Annotated in this window: 19 protein-coding genes; 11 read left to right on the top strand and 8 right to left on the bottom strand. The window is 34.7% G+C overall.

Features of this window, described 5'->3' with window-relative positions; translation table 11 throughout:
• Window positions 1–3: 3 nt before the first annotated feature.
• From PEDSA_RS08690 to PEDSA_RS08705, 4 genes are all read left to right on the top strand, one after another.
• Window positions 4–915, top strand: a complete 912-nt coding sequence (locus PEDSA_RS08690; RefSeq protein WP_013632785.1) for a Ppx/GppA phosphatase family protein — start codon at window positions 4–6, stop codon at window positions 913–915.
• Window positions 916–968: 53 nt separating this feature from the next.
• On the top strand, window positions 969–2,315 hold the full coding sequence (gene purB / locus PEDSA_RS08695) for an adenylosuccinate lyase (protein ID WP_013632786.1): 1,347 nt from the start codon (window positions 969–971) through the stop codon (window positions 2,313–2,315).
• Between the two features lie 84 nt (window positions 2,316–2,399).
• Window positions 2,400–2,951 (top strand): NifU family protein, encoded by a 552-nt coding sequence (locus tag PEDSA_RS08700; RefSeq protein ID WP_013632787.1) that lies wholly within the window; start codon window positions 2,400–2,402, stop codon window positions 2,949–2,951.
• Window positions 2,952–3,073: 122 nt separating this feature from the next.
• Window positions 3,074–4,723 (top strand): FMN-binding glutamate synthase family protein, encoded by a 1,650-nt coding sequence (locus PEDSA_RS08705; RefSeq protein ID WP_013632788.1) that lies wholly within the window; start codon window positions 3,074–3,076, stop codon window positions 4,721–4,723.
• 31 nt (window positions 4,724–4,754) lie between these two features.
• Here PEDSA_RS08705 and PEDSA_RS08710 read toward each other — a convergent pair whose 3' ends face one another.
• From PEDSA_RS08710 to PEDSA_RS08730, 5 genes are all read right to left on the bottom strand, one after another.
• Window positions 4,755–5,024 (bottom strand): hypothetical protein, encoded by a 270-nt coding sequence (locus PEDSA_RS08710; protein ID WP_013632789.1) that lies wholly within the window; start codon window positions 5,022–5,024, stop codon window positions 4,755–4,757.
• A 98-nt stretch (window positions 5,025–5,122) separates the two neighbouring features.
• Window positions 5,123–6,664, bottom strand: a complete 1,542-nt coding sequence (locus tag PEDSA_RS19540; protein ID WP_013632790.1) for a S41 family peptidase — start codon at window positions 6,662–6,664, stop codon at window positions 5,123–5,125.
• 34 nt (window positions 6,665–6,698) lie between these two features.
• Window positions 6,699–7,301, bottom strand: a complete 603-nt coding sequence (locus PEDSA_RS08720; RefSeq protein WP_013632791.1) for an HAD hydrolase-like protein — start codon at window positions 7,299–7,301, stop codon at window positions 6,699–6,701.
• Complete coding sequence (locus tag PEDSA_RS08725; protein ID WP_041537024.1) at window positions 7,298–8,041, bottom strand: ATP-grasp domain-containing protein; 744 nt, start codon at window positions 8,039–8,041, stop codon at window positions 7,298–7,300. Before PEDSA_RS08725 ends, PEDSA_RS08720 begins: the two co-directional genes overlap by 4 nt.
• A gap of 6 nt (window positions 8,042–8,047) precedes the next feature.
• Entirely contained in the window at window positions 8,048–8,701 is a 654-nt protein-coding gene (locus PEDSA_RS08730; RefSeq protein WP_013632793.1) for an ABC transporter ATP-binding protein, read from the bottom strand.
• A gap of 145 nt (window positions 8,702–8,846) precedes the next feature.
• Here PEDSA_RS08730 and sucC point away from each other — a divergent pair, with 145 nt between their 5' ends.
• The 5 genes from sucC (at window position 8,847) to PEDSA_RS08755 (ending at window position 13,002) form a co-directional block, all read left to right on the top strand.
• Window positions 8,847–10,037, top strand: coding sequence for an ADP-forming succinate--CoA ligase subunit beta (sucC, locus tag PEDSA_RS08735; protein ID WP_013632794.1), 1,191 nt, complete (start codon window positions 8,847–8,849; stop codon window positions 10,035–10,037).
• 138 nt (window positions 10,038–10,175) lie between these two features.
• Window positions 10,176–11,186 carry a LacI family DNA-binding transcriptional regulator gene (locus PEDSA_RS08740; RefSeq protein ID WP_013632795.1) on the top strand — a complete coding sequence of 337 codons (1,011 nt, stop codon included), beginning with the start codon at window positions 10,176–10,178 and terminating at the stop codon, window positions 11,184–11,186.
• On the top strand, window positions 11,183–12,019 hold the full coding sequence (gene kduI / locus PEDSA_RS08745) for a 5-dehydro-4-deoxy-D-glucuronate isomerase (RefSeq protein ID WP_013632796.1): 837 nt from the start codon (window positions 11,183–11,185) through the stop codon (window positions 12,017–12,019). The genes PEDSA_RS08740 and kduI overlap by 4 nt, the downstream gene beginning before the upstream one ends.
• A gap of 102 nt (window positions 12,020–12,121) precedes the next feature.
• Complete coding sequence (locus PEDSA_RS08750) at window positions 12,122–12,586, top strand: DUF4112 domain-containing protein (protein WP_013632797.1); 465 nt, start codon at window positions 12,122–12,124, stop codon at window positions 12,584–12,586.
• Between the two features lie 95 nt (window positions 12,587–12,681).
• Window positions 12,682–13,002 (top strand): HPF/RaiA family ribosome-associated protein, encoded by a 321-nt coding sequence (locus tag PEDSA_RS08755; protein ID WP_013632798.1) that lies wholly within the window; start codon window positions 12,682–12,684, stop codon window positions 13,000–13,002.
• Window positions 13,003–13,092: 90 nt separating this feature from the next.
• Here the strand turns inward: PEDSA_RS08755 and PEDSA_RS08760 are convergent, their stop codons facing one another.
• On the bottom strand, window positions 13,093–13,749 hold the full coding sequence (locus tag PEDSA_RS08760) for a protein-L-isoaspartate(D-aspartate) O-methyltransferase (RefSeq protein ID WP_041537025.1): 657 nt from the start codon (window positions 13,747–13,749) through the stop codon (window positions 13,093–13,095).
• A gap of 310 nt (window positions 13,750–14,059) precedes the next feature.
• Between PEDSA_RS08760 and PEDSA_RS08765 the strand changes: the two genes are divergently transcribed.
• Entirely contained in the window at window positions 14,060–14,734 is a 675-nt protein-coding gene (locus PEDSA_RS08765; protein ID WP_013632800.1) for a hypothetical protein, read from the top strand.
• On the opposite strand, the gene priA is transcribed toward PEDSA_RS08765, so the two are convergent.
• On the bottom strand, window positions 14,731–17,208 hold the full coding sequence (gene priA / locus PEDSA_RS08770; protein WP_013632801.1) for a replication restart helicase PriA: 2,478 nt from the start codon (window positions 17,206–17,208) through the stop codon (window positions 14,731–14,733). The genes PEDSA_RS08765 and priA overlap by 4 nt on opposite strands.
• Entirely contained in the window at window positions 17,205–17,594 is a 390-nt protein-coding gene (locus PEDSA_RS08775) for a DUF423 domain-containing protein (RefSeq protein ID WP_013632802.1), read from the bottom strand. The genes priA and PEDSA_RS08775 overlap by 4 nt, the downstream gene beginning before the upstream one ends.
• A 124-nt stretch (window positions 17,595–17,718) precedes the next feature.
• On the opposite strand from PEDSA_RS08775, the gene PEDSA_RS08780 reads away from it, so the two are divergent.
• Complete coding sequence (locus tag PEDSA_RS08780; protein WP_013632803.1) at window positions 17,719–19,326, top strand: hypothetical protein; 1,608 nt, start codon at window positions 17,719–17,721, stop codon at window positions 19,324–19,326.
• Window positions 19,327–19,330: the final 4 nt, after the last annotated feature.

Consider the following 19,330-nt stretch of genomic DNA (forward strand, 5'->3'; position numbering starts at 1 on the left):
ATCATGAAGGCAGTTATAGATATCGGAACAAATACCTTTCACCTTTTAATCGGGGAAGTTAAAAATGGCAGATCTGAAATTCTTTTCAGACAAACTATACCCGTGAAATTAGGTGAAGGCGGAGGAATTAGTCGCGGAGAAATTATTCCTGCCGCTTATCAACGAGGTTTGGATGCTTTAAAAATTTTCAAAGACCGCATAGACGAATTTAAAGTTAAACAAATAAAGGCCACAGCTACTGCCGCTGTAAGAGACGCAAAAAACGGTGTCGACTTTATTAATGATGTTTATAAACAAAATCAAATCAAAATAGATGTTATCAACGGACAACAAGAAGCCGAATATATTTATAAGGGTGCAAAAGCAGCCCAAATTTTATCTAGAGAAAAAGCTTTGATTATAGATATCGGAGGAGGAAGTACAGAACTGATAATTGCCGATCATAGACAAATATTCTGGAAAGAAAGTTATAGGATTGGCGCAGCGAGGTTGCTGTCCGATTTCCATAAAAGCGACCCCATATCTTCATTGGATATATTCAATTTGAATAAACACCTTCAAGAAGTATTGAAAATATTTTTGGAAGTTTATCAGGAATATCGCCCCACAGTCTTAATTGGAACGGCCGGCTCCTTTGATTCCTTTAAAGAAATGTTCTTGTTTGATGAGACTAATCAGGCATCGGAGTTGATAAACTACGAATTTCAGAATCATCAATTTTTAGACTTACTCGAAAAAATCATTAAATCAACTCATGAAGAAAGGTGTCATATGCAAGGACTAATTCCTTTAAGAGTGGACATGATCCTGATGTCGTCTTTACTGGTTAAGTTTATTTTAGCCGAAACTGAAATCAAAAGGATTATTTCATGCACCTATTCTTTAAAAGAAGGATTACTTTTCAGTGAAGATTGATATTTTTATAGGTTAAAGCCCTGCTATTTTGTACTTTTGCAAAAATTTTCATCATGAACTTATCTTCATTATATGCCGTTTCCCCTGTAGACGGGAGATATTACAATACCACAAAATCTTTAGGCGAATTCTTTTCAGAAGCTGGTTTAATAAAATACAGAGTATTTGTAGAAATTGAATATTTCATTGCTCTTTGTCAAATACCTCTACCTCAATTAGCCGATTTTGACCAGGGAAAATTTGAATCTTTAAGATCAATCTATAAAGACTTCAAAGAATCGTATATTTTAGAAGTTAAGGAAATAGAAAAAACTACCAATCACGATGTTAAGGCTGTAGAGTATTTTATTAAAAACAGGTTTGATGAATTGGGTTTGGATAAATACAAAGAATTCATCCACTTCGGCTTAACCTCTCAGGATGTTAATAATACCTCTATTCCTTATTCATTAAAAGAAGGTTTAGAAAAAGTAATCTATCCGGAAATCCAGTCATTAATTGATTTATTAAAAAGCCTAGCTGCTGACTGGAAGAACATTTCTCTATTGGCGCATACTCATGGGCAACCTGCCTCTCCTACCAAATTAGGGAAAGAAATATTGGTGTTTGTAGAACGTTTAGAAAAACAATTCGAACAATTAAAAGCAGTACCTTTTTCTGCAAAATTTGGCGGCGCTACCGGAAATTTCAATGCACATCATGTTGCTTATGGAAGCATTAACTGGCAGGATTTTGGGAATAAATTTGTAAACGAACAATTAGGTTTAAGTCGTTCTCAATACACCACCCAGATTGAGCACTATGATAATTTAGCAGCAACTTTCGACGCACTAAAAAGAATTAACAACATTATTTTGGATTTGGACAGAGATATGTGGACGTATATCTCTATGAACTATTTCAAACAAAAAATAAAAGCCGGAGAAGTCGGTTCTTCTGCGATGCCGCATAAAGTGAACCCAATAGATTTCGAAAATTCCGAGGGTAACATTGGTATTGCAAATGCTTTATTCGAGCATTTAGCCGCTAAATTACCCGTTAGCCGACTACAAAGAGATTTAACAGACTCAACAGTTTTAAGAAATGTAGGAGTTCCCTTGGCGCATATGCTAATCGCTATTAAATCGAGTGTCAGAGGTTTAAATAAACTTCTATTAAATGAAACAGCAATTGCACAGGATTTAGAGGATAACTGGGCTGTTGTTGCCGAAGCGATACAAACTATTTTAAGAAGAGAGAATTACCCTAATCCTTACGAAGCATTAAAAGCTTTAACACGAACCAATGAGGGAATAAATTCAAAAACAATTGCGGAGTTTGTTAATACACTCGATGTTTCGGAAAATGTAAAAGCCGAATTAAGAGTTATTACGCCTGGCAATTATACAGGTATTTTTTAAAGTCATATATTAGTAAAAACAAATGTATATCTTGTTTTTGCATCTGTTTGCTTATTACCTTTGTTATACTAAATATTGAAAGTCATGAATATAACAGTATATACCGAATCGACACCAAACCCAAATACAATGAAATTCATTGTAAACAAATTGTTGATCAATGGAAGTGTTGATTACCCTACCAGAGAAAGTGCAACTGAATCCAGGTTTGCATCTGAGCTTTATAAATTCAGTTTTGTAAATGGAGTATTCTTTGCAAGTAACTTTGTCACCATAACAAAGTCTGAAGATGCAGAATGGGCTGATATCGAACCTATATTAAAGGAATTTGTAAAAGGCGCGGTAGAATCTGAATATGCTGTGCAATCTAAAAAAGAAGAAGAGTTTGTCGATTTTGAAGGTTCTGAGGTAGAAATAAAAATTCAGCAAATCTTACATGACTATGTAAAACCAGCTGTAGAACAAGACGGCGGTGCTATTGCATACAAATCTTTCGAAGATGGGGTTGTTACTGTAGAATTAAGAGGTTCTTGCAGCGGTTGTCCTTCTTCTACAATTACCTTGAAATCAGGAATTCAAAGCTTATTGCAAAGAATGGTTCCAGAAGTAAAAGAAGTGGTTTCAGAAGCGCTTTAAAAGACTATAAAAACACACAAAAGGTCTTTCTTAATGTTATGAGAAAGACCTTTCTGTTATAGAACACTCGTATTTCTATCCAGAAAGACAGCATTTAACTAATTTATTAAGTAAGCTTTATTATGAGGAATGGATTTATATGGTCGTCAGCATTTATCATATTATTGATTTTTGTTGTCAGTTTTTTTGCTCCCGGAATACTTTGGAGCTATGTCATCATTCTTCCTTTGGTTATTCTTGGTATACAAGACATCATTCAGAGGAAACATGCCATTCGCAGAAACTTTCCTTTATTTGGCAGACTTCGTTATATACTTGAAGGTATGGGACCAAAAGTCTATCAATACTTCGTGGAAAACGATACTGATGGTCGCCCATTCAACCGTATACATAGAAATGTTATTTATCAAAGAGCAAAAAAGGAATTAGATACAACGCCGTTCGGTACGCAGCTTAATGTCTATGATGATAATTATGAATGGTTAAACCATAGCATTAATGCGCTGGATTTTTCAAAAATAAACGAAAACCCAAGAGTATCGATAGGCGGTCCGGATTGCCTTCAACCTTACGAATCAAGCATCTTCAATATATCCGCCATGAGTTACGGATCATTGAGTTCAAATGCTATTTTAGCTTTAAATCAGGGAGCTAAAATTGGTGGCTTTGCACATAATACAGGTGAAGGCGGTGTAAGTGATTATCATTTAGACGGTGGTGGCGATATTATATGGCAATTAGGTACTGGGTATTTTGGTTGTAGGGCTGCAGACGGAAATTTTGATCCGGTTCGTTTTGAAGAACGTGTAGCCCATCCTAATATTAAAATGATCGAAGTAAAACTCTCACAAGGAGCAAAACCAGGCCATGGTGGTATGCTTCCGGGATCAAAAGTAACAGCCGAAATTGCAAGAATACGTGGTGTAGAAATTGGAAAAGATGTAGACTCTCCACCATACCATAAAGCATTCTCTACACCTTTGGAATTAGTTGGCTTCATAAAACGATTAAGAGATCTTTCTAATGGGAAACCTGTTGGTTTTAAACTTTGCGTGGGACATAAAAATGAATTTGTGTCCATTTGTAAAGCTATGATAGAGACTAAAATTTATCCTGACTTTATTACCGTAGATGGCGGCGAAGGTGGAACGGGTGCTGCACCATTGGAATTTTCTAATTCAGTTGGTATGCCACTGCGTGATGCTCTGGCTTTTGTTTATGACACACTTACGGGATTCGATCTTAAAAAACATATTAAGATAATTGCTTCGGGAAGAGTCGTCACAGGGTTTGATTTAGTTAAAAACTTCGCTTTGGGTGCCGATTTATGTAACAGTGCCAGAGGAATGATGATCGCTTTAGGATGTATTCAGGCGCTGGAATGTAATTCAAACACTTGCCCTACCGGAGTGGCAACACAAGATCCTAATCTTTCGAGAGGACTGGTTGTAGCAGAAAAGAACAAAAGAGTAGCAAACTTCCATAAAGAAACGGTTAAGAGTGCATGCGAATTAATGGCAGCAGCAGGAGTAGCACATCCAAGTAAAATGCATCGTGTGCATATACATAGACGCGTGTCGCCAAATCATATAGAAACTTATGTGGAAAGTTACCCTTATATAGCCAAAGGTTCTCTTTTAGCTAAACCGTATCCCGAATCTTATGAAATTTTGATGAACATTAGCCGAACTGAAACTTTTAAACCTGACTTCTCTGAATTCGACTTAGATAAATATCAATGGGCAAGAAAACCCAAGGTTGCCGATATATAAAAACAAAACGGGGCAAATTGCCCCGTTTTGTTTAATAATCTATTTCTAACAAACTATGTGTCGAAATTAAAACCCCTCCTTTCAACTCCAAATAATCTGGAGTAACATTCCAAACAGTTGTTTCTACTCTTTTAGGACCTTCTGTAGTATTGAAAACTATATTCGCTTTCGATTTGAAAGCATTACCTAATTTTAAAGCGTTTTCCAATTTTCCTCTGAACTCTGAAGCATGATCTTCCGGGGCATTGATAATTTTAAAATTTGTAATTTCTTCTTTTTGGATTAATTCGGCTACTATCATACTCTAAAATTTATGCATTGAACAAAATAATATCACTTAATTAAATATAGATATTAATCTAAAAAAGACAAATTAATCTATACTCTTTTATTATCATTTTATTTGGTCAAAACACGTTCGGGACGCTCTATCATACCTTTAAACCCATCATTATAAAAAACTCTTGGACTGCTTAAGATATTTCTCTCCGCCGCTGCTTTGCTTTGGACAGCTGGTGGAAAAACACCATTCATTAAATATGTTATTGCAACGGCAATATTAGTTTCTGTAGGATCTCCCAGTTCTTTGGTAAAAGGGTCTTGTATCGCATAATCTACATTTATTCCGCTATAATAACCACCTTCATTATTGGAATTAAAAGACTCAAACATTGAATAATAGACATCATATTTATCAATTCTAATGGGAAAGAAGCCAACTGGCTTGCCATAAGTTTTGCTTCCCACCAGTTTTATATCCATATATGGCTTTAGTGAATTTATGGTCAATTCACTCGCAGAAGCTGTACTACCACTAACAATGAAAACTACCTTTTGTACATTAGCTAAATAATTCGAAGCGCTTTTATTAGCATATGACGTAATATTATCATATCTCCCAAAATAAGATTGCTTCACTCCTCTTTCATCCGTATAAAACTGGTTTTTCAAAATAGTTGCCTTTCCGGTACGCATGGTCTCGTTGTATTTTTCCGTAAAAAGCAGTTTTCCGTTGTATATCTGTGGAATAATAAGATTGATCAGCTTCTCTGCTGAAGATACATAACCGCCTCCGTTATATCTTAAATCAACAATAATCTTATTGACATTCGCAGAAGCAAAACGTTGAAAAACTGCATCCAGAGCTGGTTCAGAATCAATTTTCTCGGAAAAACGGGCATAAGCCAGATAACCAATATTATCTGTATTTCTTACATAAACAGTATCCTTAAATATTGGTGAACTTTTGTACCTCGTTTTACCTAAGGTAATTTCTTTGCTCACAGATGATGATGGAGGATATAAAGTTAAAGTAACTGACGATCCGTCAATGGCATCTAAAAATCGGTCTATTTCAGCATCAAAATTAGATCCATAAGATATGCCATTTACCTTCGTTATGATCGACCCCCGTTTTATATTTTTTAAAGCCGCTGGTGAACCCGGACTTACATATTTTACATATATGTCATAACTATTGTCATATTGTGTCCGTGATATATATGCCAGCCCCAAACCGATATCATTTCCGTAACCATCTAATTCAACATAAGATTTTTCTCCGCCAATATTCGCTATTACTCCCCCATCCTGGGCTTCTTCTATATAGGAGTACTTAGGTTCGTCATATAAAATCCCTCTACTGCTATACCAATTTTCATTCGAAGTGTATCTTGTAATTTTTAACAGCTCAGCCTCGTAGTTGGCAAACTCATCTCGGTTCTGTGTAAAAGACCTGGGATTAAAGACCGAATAGGTAGGTAATGCCGTATTCCACAGATAAACTTCTTTTGCATATAAAAATATAGAGTCTTTAGTTAATTCGGCTCTACTGGCGGTTTCTGTAGGTTTATCAGGATCTATTTTATTCTTTTTGCATGAAATTATACTAAAAAGTAAACAGATACCTATTAAACTCTGTAATTGCAATCTATGGCGCATAGAAATATATATTTAAAGCGGAATATTGACTCCACTAATTATTAACACACACAAAACTTACACCAAATAAATTGGCTTGTTCCTCATCTTTTGCCTTACTCACAATAGTAAGTTCACTTTTTTGCAGATTATTTTGTGCTATTAATACTGTCAAAGCCTTGTGAAAATCCCCTTCAAATTCATCAACGTAATAAACTTTTAGATATTTCTCTAAACCATTCCATTCCACCTGGGTAATTTTGTTGAATTGCGTTTTAGGATTCCCTTTAGTTAAAATAAACAATTGCTTCCTGTTAGTTACCAGCTCTTGCATAAATTCCAAAGCTTCTTTGTAAAGCAATAACTTAAGAGGAAGCTTCGCATTTTCATAAAGTCGCTGGTAGTTCTCTCTATATTTAGGGTCTACACCGAAGGTTCCGCTCAGTTCTTCAAACATATTGTCTTTTCCATGCACTTCATATCTCTTGCTCATGAAACTTATCAGATCCTGGGCAGGAGGAAATTGTTCTACATATTCTAAAAAATTTGCAAAGAGATAGAAGAATTGTAAATCGTAGTCTCTTTCTGGAAACAAAACATCATCTAATTCAAAAATAACTGCATTTTTCCCTTCCGGCAAATTGCTATAACTTATCATACAATCTGATTTTTTATCCTTATAATATTTCTGCCATTCAATGATATTTCATAAAGCCCATCTAATTTATTCGCTTCCAATACCTGACTAATAATTTTTTCCTGCTCTAAATTTAAATTTGGGTAAGAATGCAATTTATTATTTATCCTAAGCACACTAAAGGTAAAAATATGCGGATCTTGTAATTCATAAATTATTATACCAGTCCAGTTATTCGATTTTAGCAATTTGTTAACCTGAATAAAAGAACTTACATCTGGTAAATCCCAAATGTTTATTTTATCAGAAACAGTATCGTCTATTTTTATCAATCTTCCTTTACTATCTAAACTTCCAACCGCGATTGTCTTATCGGGATATCCCATATCTAATAGGCCTTTCGAAAAATGTGCTATCTCCTCAATTGTCAAAGTGTTTACAATGCCCTCACCTTCTATTCTATTTAAATTTCTCAGCTGTTTTAAAGTGGGAATTAAAACTTGTATATCATATTCCGAAAACAAAACCTTCGCTTCCGATAAAGCAAATACTTCATTTTCTTTAAGCGGAATTACATATTCTATATTATTACTTAAGCAAAGGCTTAACAATTGGTGGGCGTATGAAGCGCTATCTTCATTTGGAATACTAAAAGAACTATTTTCAGAATCTCCTGATATAACCCGATATTCGGATTGGAGCAGAAATGATATCAGTCCGGCTGTCGGATGATTTCCTGCGGTTATTAATATATTTGTCAACACTGGTTACGAAAAAATAAGTCCATCTTTCATTGTGATTTTTCTGTCTGCCATATCAGCCAAATCTTCGTTATGAGTCACAATAACAAAAGTCTGTTTAAACTGATCTCTTAAATCAAAAAACAATTGATGCAGTTCTTTAGCTGTGTTTGAATCCAGATTTCCCGAGGGTTCATCAGCTAAAACTAAAGCAGGATTATTAATTAATGCTCTAGCCACAGCAATTCGTTGCTGTTCTCCGCCAGACATTTGATTGGGCTTGTGGTCTTTTCTATGTGACAGCCCTAAAACGTCTAACAATTCTAAGGCTTTCGCTTCGGCTTCGGATTTTTTAACTTTTGCAATAAATGCAGGAATACAGATATTCTCCAGAGCAGTGAATTCTGGCAGCAGATGATGGAATTGAAATATAAAACCAATATTCTTGTTTCTAAAATGGCTGAGCTCTCTGGCACTAAGCCTGCTTACATCGATATCATTAATCCGCAGATCTCCGGAATTAGGTTTATCCAAAGTACCTATGATATGTAGTAAAGTACTTTTACCTGCTCCGGACGCACCAACAACACTCACCACCTCTCCCTTATCAACAGATAAATCTACACCTTTTAATATCTGCAGATCGCCAAAGTTTTTTGTTATAGATTGAGCTTTAAGCATATCACAAAGCTAAAAATTATCAACTATGTTTTTAGGAATTTTACGTCTATCTATTTTCATAAAAATGACAGATTTCAAAATAATTGGCATTTTGATTTCTTTTATAGCTATGTATTTGTAATTTCACAGCAAATTTCAAAGTAAGATGAACATTCACGAATATCAAGGTAAAGAAATATTAAAAAGTTTTGGTGTGCGCGTTCAGGAAGGTATCGTTGTGGATACTCCCGAAGAAGCTGTAGAAGCAGCCAAAAAGATGAAAGAAGATTTCGGATCTGATTGGGTCGTTGTTAAAGCTCAAATTCATGCTGGTGGACGCGGTAAAGGTGGTGGTGTTAAATTAGCAAAAAACTTAGACGAAGTAAAACAAAGAGCTACTGATATTATAGGAATGCAGTTGGTTACTCCGCAAACTGGTCCTGAAGGTAAAAAGGTAAATAAAGTTTTAATTGCTCAGGACGTTTACTACCCTGGTGAGTCTGAAACAAAAGAATTCTACGTATCTGTACTTTTAAATAGATCTACCGGTAGAAATATTATCATGTATTCTACTGAAGGCGGAATGGACATTGAGGAAGTTGCAGAAAAAACTCCTCATTTAATCTTTAAAGAAGAAATTGACCCAAAAGTAGGCCTACAACCTTTTCAGGCGAGAAAAATCGCTTTCAACTTAGGTACTTCAGGCAATGCTTTTAAAGAAATGGTAAAATTCATTACTGCTCTTTATAAAGCTTATGATGCAATTGATGCTTCTATGTTCGAGATTAATCCGGTATTAAAAACTTCTGATGATAAAATACTTGCAGTTGATGCTAAAGTAAATTTAGATGAAAATGCACTATACCGTCATCCGGATATTGCTGCTATGCGTGATATTACAGAAGAAGACCCTACAGAAGTTGAAGCTGGCGAATCTAACCTAAACTACGTTAAATTAGATGGCAATGTAGGCTGTATGGTTAATGGTGCTGGTTTAGCTATGGCTACGATGGATATCATTAAATTAGCTGGTGGAGATCCTGCTAACTTCCTGGATGTAGGCGGTACTGCAAATGCACAAACTGTAAAAGCGGCTTTCAACATCATTTTAAAAGATCCAAACGTAAAAGCAATCTTAATTAACATTTTTGGTGGTATTGTTCGTTGTGACAGAGTAGCGCAAGGTGTTATTGATGCTTACCAAGAAATTGGTGATATCAAAGTTCCAATTATTGTGCGTTTACAAGGAACTAATGCAGAAGAAGCTAAGAAATTAATTGACGAATCCGGATTAAAAGTTTACTCTGCAATCTTATTAAAAGAAGCAGCAGATCTTGTTTCTAAGGTTATCGCATAAATTTTCACACTATAAAACATTTAAAAAAAGACATCTTTCAGATGTCTTTTTTGTTTAACATCCTTTCTAGAAACAAAGCTTATTAGCAATACAAACGTTTGTACATTATAAAAACTAAAGCTATCTTTGAAAGACAAGATGGCTAAAAAAGTTACTATAAAGGATATCGCTAAAGAGCTGAATACAAATTATTCAACGGTTTCCAGGGCATTGAATGATCATCCCAGAATTAGCGAAGAAACCAAATCCGCTGTAAAGTTAAAAGCCAAACAATTAGGTTATAAACCTAACCTGGTAGCCCAGCAACTAAAATCCGGACACTCTAAAACAATTGGCTTAGTTGTTCCCAGAATAAACAGGGTTTTCTTTTCGAATGTCATAGATGGTATAGAAATAGTTGCTAAAAAAAACGGCTATAATGTATTAATCTGTCAATCTTACGAAAGCGCAGAAGAGGAATATAGAAATATACAGACGCTGCTGAGTAATAATATTGCCGGACTAATTGTGTCTTTAACCCGAGAGACTTATAGCTCAGCTGCTTTAAACAATGTGTTGCAACAAGAAGTGCCGTTAGTGCTATTCGACAGAACAACAAATGATTGCTTATCAAATAAAGTAGTCAATGACAATTATTACGGGGCTTATCAGCTTACCTCTCATCTTCTGCAAAAAGGTTATAGAAAAATAGTGCATTTTTCCGGGCCCTTGCATCTTGCTAGCTATAATGAAAGACTACAGGGCTATAGAGATGCTTTATCAGACCATAATATAACACCTGATGACAACCTTATTATTGAAGATATATTGACGAGGGAAAAGGGATCAGAAACCACAAAATCCTTAGTTAAAAAAGGCTTGTTATTTGATGCTATTTTTGCAGCAAGTGACTTCTCTGCTTTAGGTGCGATGTTATATTTAAAAGAAGTTGGAATAAAAATTCCTGAGGAAATTGCTATTGCAGGGTTTGCGAACGAACCCTTTACGGAATTGCTGGGAATTACCAGTATCGAACAGTTTAGCAAAAATATAGGGGAAAAATCTGCAGAATTGTTATTAAAACAAATCATGTCAAAATCCCAGCATCAGGAAACCATAAAAATAAAACCAGAATTAATTATTAGGAAATCAACAAATAAAAAATTATGAAGTATACAGAAAAATATGCGGTACATCCGGCAGATTTTAAAAACTACGACACACAAAGAATTCGTGAGGAGTTTTTAATTCCCAAGCTTTTCGAAGCAGATGAAATTGTTTTGGAATACTCCCTTTACGACAGATACATTGTTGGTGGTATCAATCCTGTAAGCAAGGCTTTAAAACTGGAAACTTTCGATTCTTTAAAAGCACCTTATTTTCTGGAAAGAAGAGAGCTGGGTATTATCAATGTTGGCGGAAAAGGTATTATAAAAGCTGATGGTGAAGTTTATGAAATTGGCTATAAAGAAGCTCTGTATTTAGGTCAGGGAACGGTAGATATCACTTTTGAAAGTGCAGATGCTAATACTCCTGCAAAATTCTATATTAACTCTGCTCCTGCTCATAAAAAATTCCCTAATAAAAAGGTAACCCAAAAAGAAGGTAAAGTAATCGAAGCGGGTAGTGTAGAAACTTGTAACAAAAGAAAAATATACCAGTTACTTATCAATACTGTATTGGAAACCTGTCAGTTACAAATGGGATTAACAGAACTTCAAACCGGAAGTGTTTGGAACACAATGCCTGCACATACGCACAACAGAAGAATGGAAGCATATTTCTATTTTGAAGTACCAGAAAACCAGGCTGTATGCCATTACATGGGTCAACCGCAAGAAACAAGACACGTTTGGATGAATAATGAACAAGCTATTTGGTCTCCTTCATGGTCTATTCATAGTGGTTCGGGAACTTCAAACTACACCTTCATTTGGGGTATGGCTGGAGAAAACTTAGATTACGGCGACATGGATGTTGTTCAACCGAATGAATTGAGATAAAAAAAACACCTTTTTAAAGAGCCACTCCCCACAAAGAGAGTGGCTTTTTTTTATTATAGCTCATCCTAAAACTTAATTGGCAAAACAAACGTTTAAGAAATTATGCCAATAGCTAATCAAACAGACCCTAGACTGAAACGTCTGGAGCAATTAGCCCGATTAATGGATAGCCAATTTAAAATCGGTAAGTTCAGATTTGGACTTGATCCTTTAATCAACTTAATACCCTTTTTAGGTGACGCTATAGGATTCCTAATTTCTTTATTTATTGTTTATACCATGTACAAACATGGAGCAAGTGGAAAGTTGGTTATTAAAATGATATTGAATGTTCTGGTGGATGCTTTAGTTGGAGCCATCCCCGTCCTGGGCTGGGCATTTGACTTTTATTTCAAAGCAAACGAAAAGAATGTTCTTTTATTAAAAGAACATTATACAGAGAATAAGCACAAAGGCTCGGGCTTAGACATTATTCTGATTATATTCGTTATTTTCTTCATTTTAATAGCATTTTTCATTTATCTGATTTGGCTTATAAGCAGTTATATATTATCGCTTATTCTATAGAAAAATAAAGTTGATTTAATTTCTTATTTACAATAAAATTCCCAAACTTTAAGGGAACCCCGATAAAAATTTGTGTTATTTTAAATTTAAAAGTTATGAAGATCCAGGTAAACACAGACAAAAACATCAATGGTAAAGAAAGTTTAGCCAATTATGTAAAAACAACCATTGAAGAGAACCTGAACAGGTTTGACGAATTGATAACAAGAGTGGATGTTCATTTAAGTGATGACAATGCTAATAAGGAAGGAGCGGCAGATAAGAGATGCCTTATTGAAGTTAAAGCAGAAAACATCCCTTCTGTAGCCGTTTCTACCGTCGAAGAAACATTACACAAAGCTATCAACGTCGCTATCGAAAAAATGAAGAAAACGTTATCAAGTAAATTAGAGAAACTACACGACAATAAAAGATAAGAAAAAGGGAGGTTGTTTAAACCTCCCTTTTTAATAATATATATCGTTTGATTATATTCTTTTCTTTCCTCTAACATTCTTAATCCAATATTACCACGCTTGATCGCCTAAAAGAGGGACAAACCTAAAAGTATCCAGTACGATTTTATCAAATTCATTTTCAGATACCCGCAGAACTGTAGTCATCTTTTGCGAAGCTTCATCCCCTACTGGAATAACTATAATCCCCCCTACTTTAAGCTGTCTTAGTAAAATTTCGGGAACAAAGGGAGCGCCAGCAGTTACAATAATTTTATCGTACGGTGCATGTTCGGCAATACCTTTTGATCCATCTCCACAAAAGAAGGTTGCTTCGTAACCAAGATATGGCAATATCTTAGATGTGCGTTCAAATAACTTTTCTTGCCTTTCTATTGTATAAACTTTTGCACCCAATTCAATCAGGACGCAGGTTTGATATCCACATCCTGTACCAATCTCAAGCACCTTATCTCCCTTATTGATATGCAGCAATTCACTTTGATAAGCAACTGTGTATGGGTTAGAAATTGTCTGTCCTTCTCCAATAGGGAACGCCTTATCCAGATAAGCCTGATTCCAAAAAGTCTCATCGAAGAAATAATGTCTTTTTACATTACCAATAGCTTTTAAAACACGTTCGTCTGAGATACCTTTTAGTTTCAACTCTTCAACCAGCTTCTTCCTTGCACCTCTCTCTCTATAATTATCTACAAATTTATACGCCATTACATTACAAAAATATAACCTAAAGCCCAATATCAACCACTTTCTCGATTTTAAAAATGAAGTGTTTATCCACATTTTTTATAACTATCAGTATATCAAACATGAATGGCATATTTAAAAGGTAACAAAGAATTAATATTGTGTATATACAAGAAAGCTTGAAAATGAAAATTAACGATACTTATAAAATAATTTAAAATAATAAAAACATTTTACATATAAAAACTGTATTTTCACAGGAACACACCAATGTTCTAAAAAGAATAAAAAACACCGTCTGCATATAAACAGACACTTTATTATTGAATACATGAAAAAAACGCACCTGATCCTGCTGGCTCTATTTACTCCTTTTATTTCTTTTTCACAAAATCAAAATGGTATTTCTGTAGGAGTTAAGACTTTAGAGTACTCCGATTTTTCTAAATTAATGAACGAATCACGAGGAAATAAATACACCCCTCAGTTGATGTATATGAATGGTTTATTCATAAAATTTAATGATAATGAGTTCAATTACAAAATTCAAGTTTCCCGATTACAAAAATCTAATTATTCATTTTTTAATTATTGCCAAACCTGTGAAACCGTAAACGGTGAATATAAAGGTTATGAGGTAACAATAGGCTTTGAGAAAAATATAGGTGCCGGAAACCTTCAGCCATTTTTAGGTACTGATATCGGATTCAGAGACGTGAGTTTTCAGGGGTTAGCCCATTCAGTTAATAAAAATGCTTATCTCTATAACGTTGATGTGGATCAAAATGGGGGCCTTATTACCCAATCTTTTGGTATAAAAGGTAATTTTTTCAATTCAAGAATTACAATGAGTGCTCAAGCCAGTATCGAAATTATCTTTAACTACGAAAAAGAAACAAAAGTCAACCAGCAAAACGAGGTTATCAGCCAGGATAAATATAACAGAACCCGCTTTAACTCAAGGCCACTTGGCGGATTGTCTATTATGTACAATATTAATCCTTAATAAGGATCAACATTGGCAACTATAAATGCTCCTTTATAGTCTTTATTGGCTTCAAAACCAGATATTTCATTTTTGAGAAATTCTTTCACTTTATAAATAGACTGATTTTCCAGATCAATTTTCACTAAAACAGTTTGAATATAATAGTTTCTTATTCTCCCGATTAGAGGAATCTGTGGACCTATGACTGCCTTTCCCAAGCCTTGTCTGATAGATTGCGCAAACTTTTCAGCTATTTGCAGATTCTTATTGAAATCTTTATGCTTTATATCGATTTGAATAATTCTAAAATACGGAGGATAAGAAAAATGCTTACGTTCCCTTAATTCGTCTAAGAACATTCCTTCAAAGTCATTTTTCACCACTTGCTGGATAATCCTGTTCTTAGTATCATAAGTCTGTATAAGCACCTTACCCTGTTTATCTCTCCTTCCCGCCCTTCCTGCAACCTGAGAAAGCATCTGAAAGCTTCTTTCATACGCCCTAAAATCGGGAAACTGTAACATATTGTCTGCGTTGATAATACCAATTAAAGTTACGTTATCAAAATCAAGCCCCTTTGCCACCATTTGCGTCCCCACCAGAACATCAAGCCTTTTTTCCTCAAAATCTGTAATAATATGCATATGTGCATTCTTATTACGTGTGGTATCGTAATCCAAACGGCCGATACGTATATTAGGCAATAAAGCCTTTAAATCGTCTTCTACCTTTTCCGTCCCTAATCCCTTATATTCAATATGTTTTGATCCACAAGCAACACATTCAGTAATATTATCTTCGTGATAGCCGCAATAATGACAATGTAATCGATTCGAAGATTTATGATAGGTCAGGCTCACATCACAATTCACACATTTAGGAGTATTGCCACAGGTTTTACAGATTAAAATCGGTACATATCCCCTTCTATTTTGAAATAAGATAACCTGCTCTTTATTAGCTACAGTCTCCTCTATACTTTGTAAAAGTATGTTGCTGAAGTTTTCTACAACAGCTTTTTTTGCCCGTTGTTCAGAAATACTGATAACATCAATTTCTGGCATTTTCACGCCGCTGTATCTTTCCATCAACTTTACCAGGCCGTATTTCTCAGACTTTGCGTTAAAATAGGTTTCTAAAGATGGGGTTGCAGACCCTAACAGTACTTTGGCCTGATAAATATTTCCAAGAACAATGGCCACATCTCTGGCATGGTATCTCGGCGCCGGATCATATTGCTTATAGCTGGCTTCATGTTCCTCATCTACAATAACAATCCCCAGATCCTTAAAAGGCAAAAATAAAGCAGACCTTGCTCCTAAAATAATCTGGACCTCTTTATTGAGCACTTTCTCCCAAATTTCGGCCTTCTCATTATCGTTAAACTTGCTATGATATACAGCAATCTTATTTCCGAAATGATGTTGTAAACGGTCAATAATCTGTGCTGTTAAAGCAATTTCAGGTAGTAAATACAGAACTTGTTTGTCTTGCTCTAAATACTCTTCTATCAGCTTAATATAAATTTGAGTTTTTCCCGACGATGTCACACCATAAAGCAAGGTCACAGGCTTAGAAATAAAAAACTTTTGTATTTCGTTATAAGCTCTTGATTGTTCTGCGCTAAGCTGAAATTGATGATCCGGACTATCACTGTCAAAACTAAACCTGCTGACAACTTTTTCCTGTATTTGAAAAATATCCTTTTCTATTAAAGCTTTAATCACCCCATCACTCACACCTGCGGATTCTGCTAATATTGTTCGCGTAATTGCGTGATTATCTTTACTAAGTTTTATAAAAGTAAGTAAAGCATCTAACTGCTTTGGTGTTTTTTCCAAGACTTCGAATAAAGCCCGTAAATTTTCTTTGTCGCTATAGAAGGGATTTAATTGAACGTATTTTACCTTTCTTGGTTTAAATTTTTCATTGAGTTCCTCAGATATAAAGAGTATTTTTTTTTCAAAAAGAGATCTCAAGATAGGAAAAACTGTTTTTTGTCCTAAAATTTTTGATATATCTGCAATACTAAGCTCATGTTGAATTTCCAGAGCATCCACCAGAACATACTCTTTATCCGAAAGTTCAGATTTATCATACTCGAACTCCTGGTTCAAGACAATTTTTGTTTCACTTGCTAATTTTAGTACCGACGGCAAGGCGGCAGACATTACCTCTCCCGCATAGCATAAATAGTATTCAGCAATCCAATTCCACAGCTTAAGCTGTCGCTGATAAACAACGGGTTTATCATCAATAATATCTATAAGGTATTTGGCTTCGTAGCCTAAGGGAGCCTGTTTGGAAATAGCCGCTATTATAGCGGTGTACATTTTGCTTTTTCCAAATTGTACCACACAACGCTTCCCTACTGCCGCCTCTTCATTCAAGTTAAAAGGAACCCTATACGTATATAATTTGGGAATTGAAAGCGGTAACAACACCTCTACAAACAGCGTTTCTCTCGAATTCGCTGTATCAAAATCTATCATTTATCTCTAACTGCAGCTAATAACAACCCTATCCAACCTAAAATAAATAGCAAACCGCCTATGGGAGTAATTGGTCCCAATATACTAGCTAAACCGCCCAAATTTAATTGTTCTCTTAATGCCAATAAATAAAGTGATCCGCTGAACAATATAATTCCAAATGTAAAACAATAAGATGCAAAATTGATGAGACTATTTCTGTATCTTGCAAATGTGCTTAAAAAAAGTAAAGCAAAGGTATGATAAAACTGATATTGAACTCCCTTGTTCCATATCTCCAATCCGTATGGACTTAGAATATTTTTTAAAGCATGAGCTCCAAACGCTCCAAATATTACCGCTAAAGCTCCAAAAAATGCTGCAGAAATAATAATTCTTTTGTTCATATGCTATATAAACGGCTAATTTAAGAAAGATACAATCTATTTTAGGCTACTAAGCTTGAAAAATCTATTTTTGTTAACCGATCTTATTATCGATAATTTTATTCCAATATAAATAAATTTATTAATGAAACGCATTATCATTATTATTTCTGTATTAGTTATCCTTGTTTTTGGCATCACCGTATTCTACTTTAAAAATCTGAGCGCTTCCGAAAATGCTTCCGAAAAAGTTTTCCAGGTTATCCCCGATAATGCTTCTCTTGTATTCGAATATAAAAACGAAACTTCCTTTTATGACATCTTTAAAGACTTCACTTTATTTTCCGATATCCTGGGCAAAGAATCTACAGGCCATCTCCATGCATTAAAATCTGTATTTATAGATAACGATGCTGTAGCCTATGCTTTAAAACAAAACGAACTTTTCTTTTCGCTGCATGCAACTTCTCCTAATGAAGCCGATTTTTTAGTTATCACACCTATAAATGAAAAACAAATTAAAAATTCCCTGCAGCTTATTGAGCTCATAAAAAGCAAATACGTCATAGAACAGGAAGGAAATCTATATTATTTGAGTTTTAATAACAATGCAAAATTCTATTTCACATTCACTAATAATTTGGCTTTAGGTTCATTTAACGAGAAACTTTTAAAGGAAGTATCCGAACAAAAAACAGAGAAAACATCCAATTTTAGTCTTTTAAAAGACAACGTTTCATCTCAACGAAATAAAAATTCAATAGCTAATCTCTATATTAATTTCTCGAATTTCGGAAAATTACTCAACAACTTCTCCGATAAAAAAAATCCTATCGAAACTGCTTCTCTCAAAAACTTTAGTGCAATATCATCGTTAAATATAAATTATCAGAACAACGCATTTATGTTTAGCGGAACCACTGAATTAAAAAACAACAGAAAAGAATATGCTGCTCTTTTTCTTAATCAATCTCCCGGAAAAAACACTTTAGCAGAGATTCTTCCTTACGACGCAGCTTCTTACATTTTTTATTACGTTTCTGATTTCGAAAAATTCAAATCCGAATTAAATCAGCTGATAAGTGCAAGAAAAGAAACAGACAAAAAGAATACTCAGATACAAACGGTCTCACAAAAGAATTCGATCAACCTGGATAGAGAGCTTTATCCGGCAATTGGTAACGAATTCGGCCTTATACAACTGGCTTCAAGGGATAAAATAGGTATTATCAAATCCAATAAAACAAACCGCCTGTCTTTCATTTTGTCTACCATTAGTAGCAGTACGGGCGAAACCAATATTAGAAAATTCAACGATTCTGATTTGCTGTATTATTATTTGGGAGATCCTTTCAAAGAATTCAGAAGGCCATTTTATACTGTCATAGAAAACCACGTGATTATAGCCAACAATATTATAACATTAAAAAGATTTTTACAGAATTACGAATCGCAAAATTTCCTCAGCAGGACTGATAAAAACATCTATTTTCAGCAGTACCTGTCTAACCAGGGTAATATCTTTTATTTTATTCACAACGGAAATTCCAAAGGAAATATCCGAGCATTCTTAAGCAGATCTTCATACAGAAAAATGAACGGAGAAAATTTTGACTGGAAAAATATTTATGGTTTGTCCATTCAGTTCAGTGCAGATAAGAATAAATTCTTCACCAATCTGTACATGAGTAAAATGCCAAAAGCTGTAGAAAATAACGTAGAATCCCCAGCATTAGATTCTTTACTAAATTAACGCT

The sequence above is a fragment of the Pseudopedobacter saltans DSM 12145 genome (assembly GCF_000190735.1).
Classification (GTDB): Bacteria; Bacteroidota; Bacteroidia; order Sphingobacteriales; family Sphingobacteriaceae; genus Pseudopedobacter; species Pseudopedobacter saltans.

Bases quoted from the DNA above. Each gene is read 5' to 3' on its own strand.
- PEDSA_RS08690 (WP_013632785.1), top strand. From the start codon at position 4: ATGAAGGCAGTTATAGATATCGGAACAAATACCTTTCACCTTTTAATC.
- purB (WP_013632786.1), top strand. From the start codon at position 969: ATGAACTTATCTTCATTATATGCCGTTTCCCCTGTAGACGGGAGATAT.
- PEDSA_RS08700 (WP_013632787.1), top strand. From the start codon at position 2,400: ATGAATATAACAGTATATACCGAATCGACACCAAACCCAAATACAATG.
- PEDSA_RS08705 (WP_013632788.1), top strand. From the start codon at position 3,074: ATGAGGAATGGATTTATATGGTCGTCAGCATTTATCATATTATTGATT.
- PEDSA_RS08710 (WP_013632789.1), bottom strand. From the start codon at position 5,024: ATGATAGTAGCCGAATTAATCCAAAAAGAAGAAATTACAAATTTTAAA.
- PEDSA_RS19540 (WP_013632790.1), bottom strand. From the start codon at position 6,664: ATGCGCCATAGATTGCAATTACAGAGTTTAATAGGTATCTGTTTACTT.
- PEDSA_RS08720 (WP_013632791.1), bottom strand. From the start codon at position 7,301: ATGATAAGTTATAGCAATTTGCCGGAAGGGAAAAATGCAGTTATTTTT.
- PEDSA_RS08730 (WP_013632793.1), bottom strand. From the start codon at position 8,701: ATGCTTAAAGCTCAATCTATAACAAAAAACTTTGGCGATCTGCAGATA.
- sucC (WP_013632794.1), top strand. From the start codon at position 8,847: ATGAACATTCACGAATATCAAGGTAAAGAAATATTAAAAAGTTTTGGT.
- PEDSA_RS08740 (WP_013632795.1), top strand. From the start codon at position 10,176: ATGGCTAAAAAAGTTACTATAAAGGATATCGCTAAAGAGCTGAATACA.
- kduI (WP_013632796.1), top strand. From the start codon at position 11,183: ATGAAGTATACAGAAAAATATGCGGTACATCCGGCAGATTTTAAAAAC.
- PEDSA_RS08750 (WP_013632797.1), top strand. From the start codon at position 12,122: ATGCCAATAGCTAATCAAACAGACCCTAGACTGAAACGTCTGGAGCAA.
- PEDSA_RS08755 (WP_013632798.1), top strand. From the start codon at position 12,682: ATGAAGATCCAGGTAAACACAGACAAAAACATCAATGGTAAAGAAAGT.
- PEDSA_RS08760 (WP_041537025.1), bottom strand. From the start codon at position 13,749: ATGGCGTATAAATTTGTAGATAATTATAGAGAGAGAGGTGCAAGGAAG.
- PEDSA_RS08765 (WP_013632800.1), top strand. From the start codon at position 14,060: ATGAAAAAAACGCACCTGATCCTGCTGGCTCTATTTACTCCTTTTATT.
- priA (WP_013632801.1), bottom strand. From the start codon at position 17,208: ATGATAGATTTTGATACAGCGAATTCGAGAGAAACGCTGTTTGTAGAG.
- PEDSA_RS08775 (WP_013632802.1), bottom strand. From the start codon at position 17,594: ATGAACAAAAGAATTATTATTTCTGCAGCATTTTTTGGAGCTTTAGCG.
- PEDSA_RS08780 (WP_013632803.1), top strand. From the start codon at position 17,719: ATGAAACGCATTATCATTATTATTTCTGTATTAGTTATCCTTGTTTTT.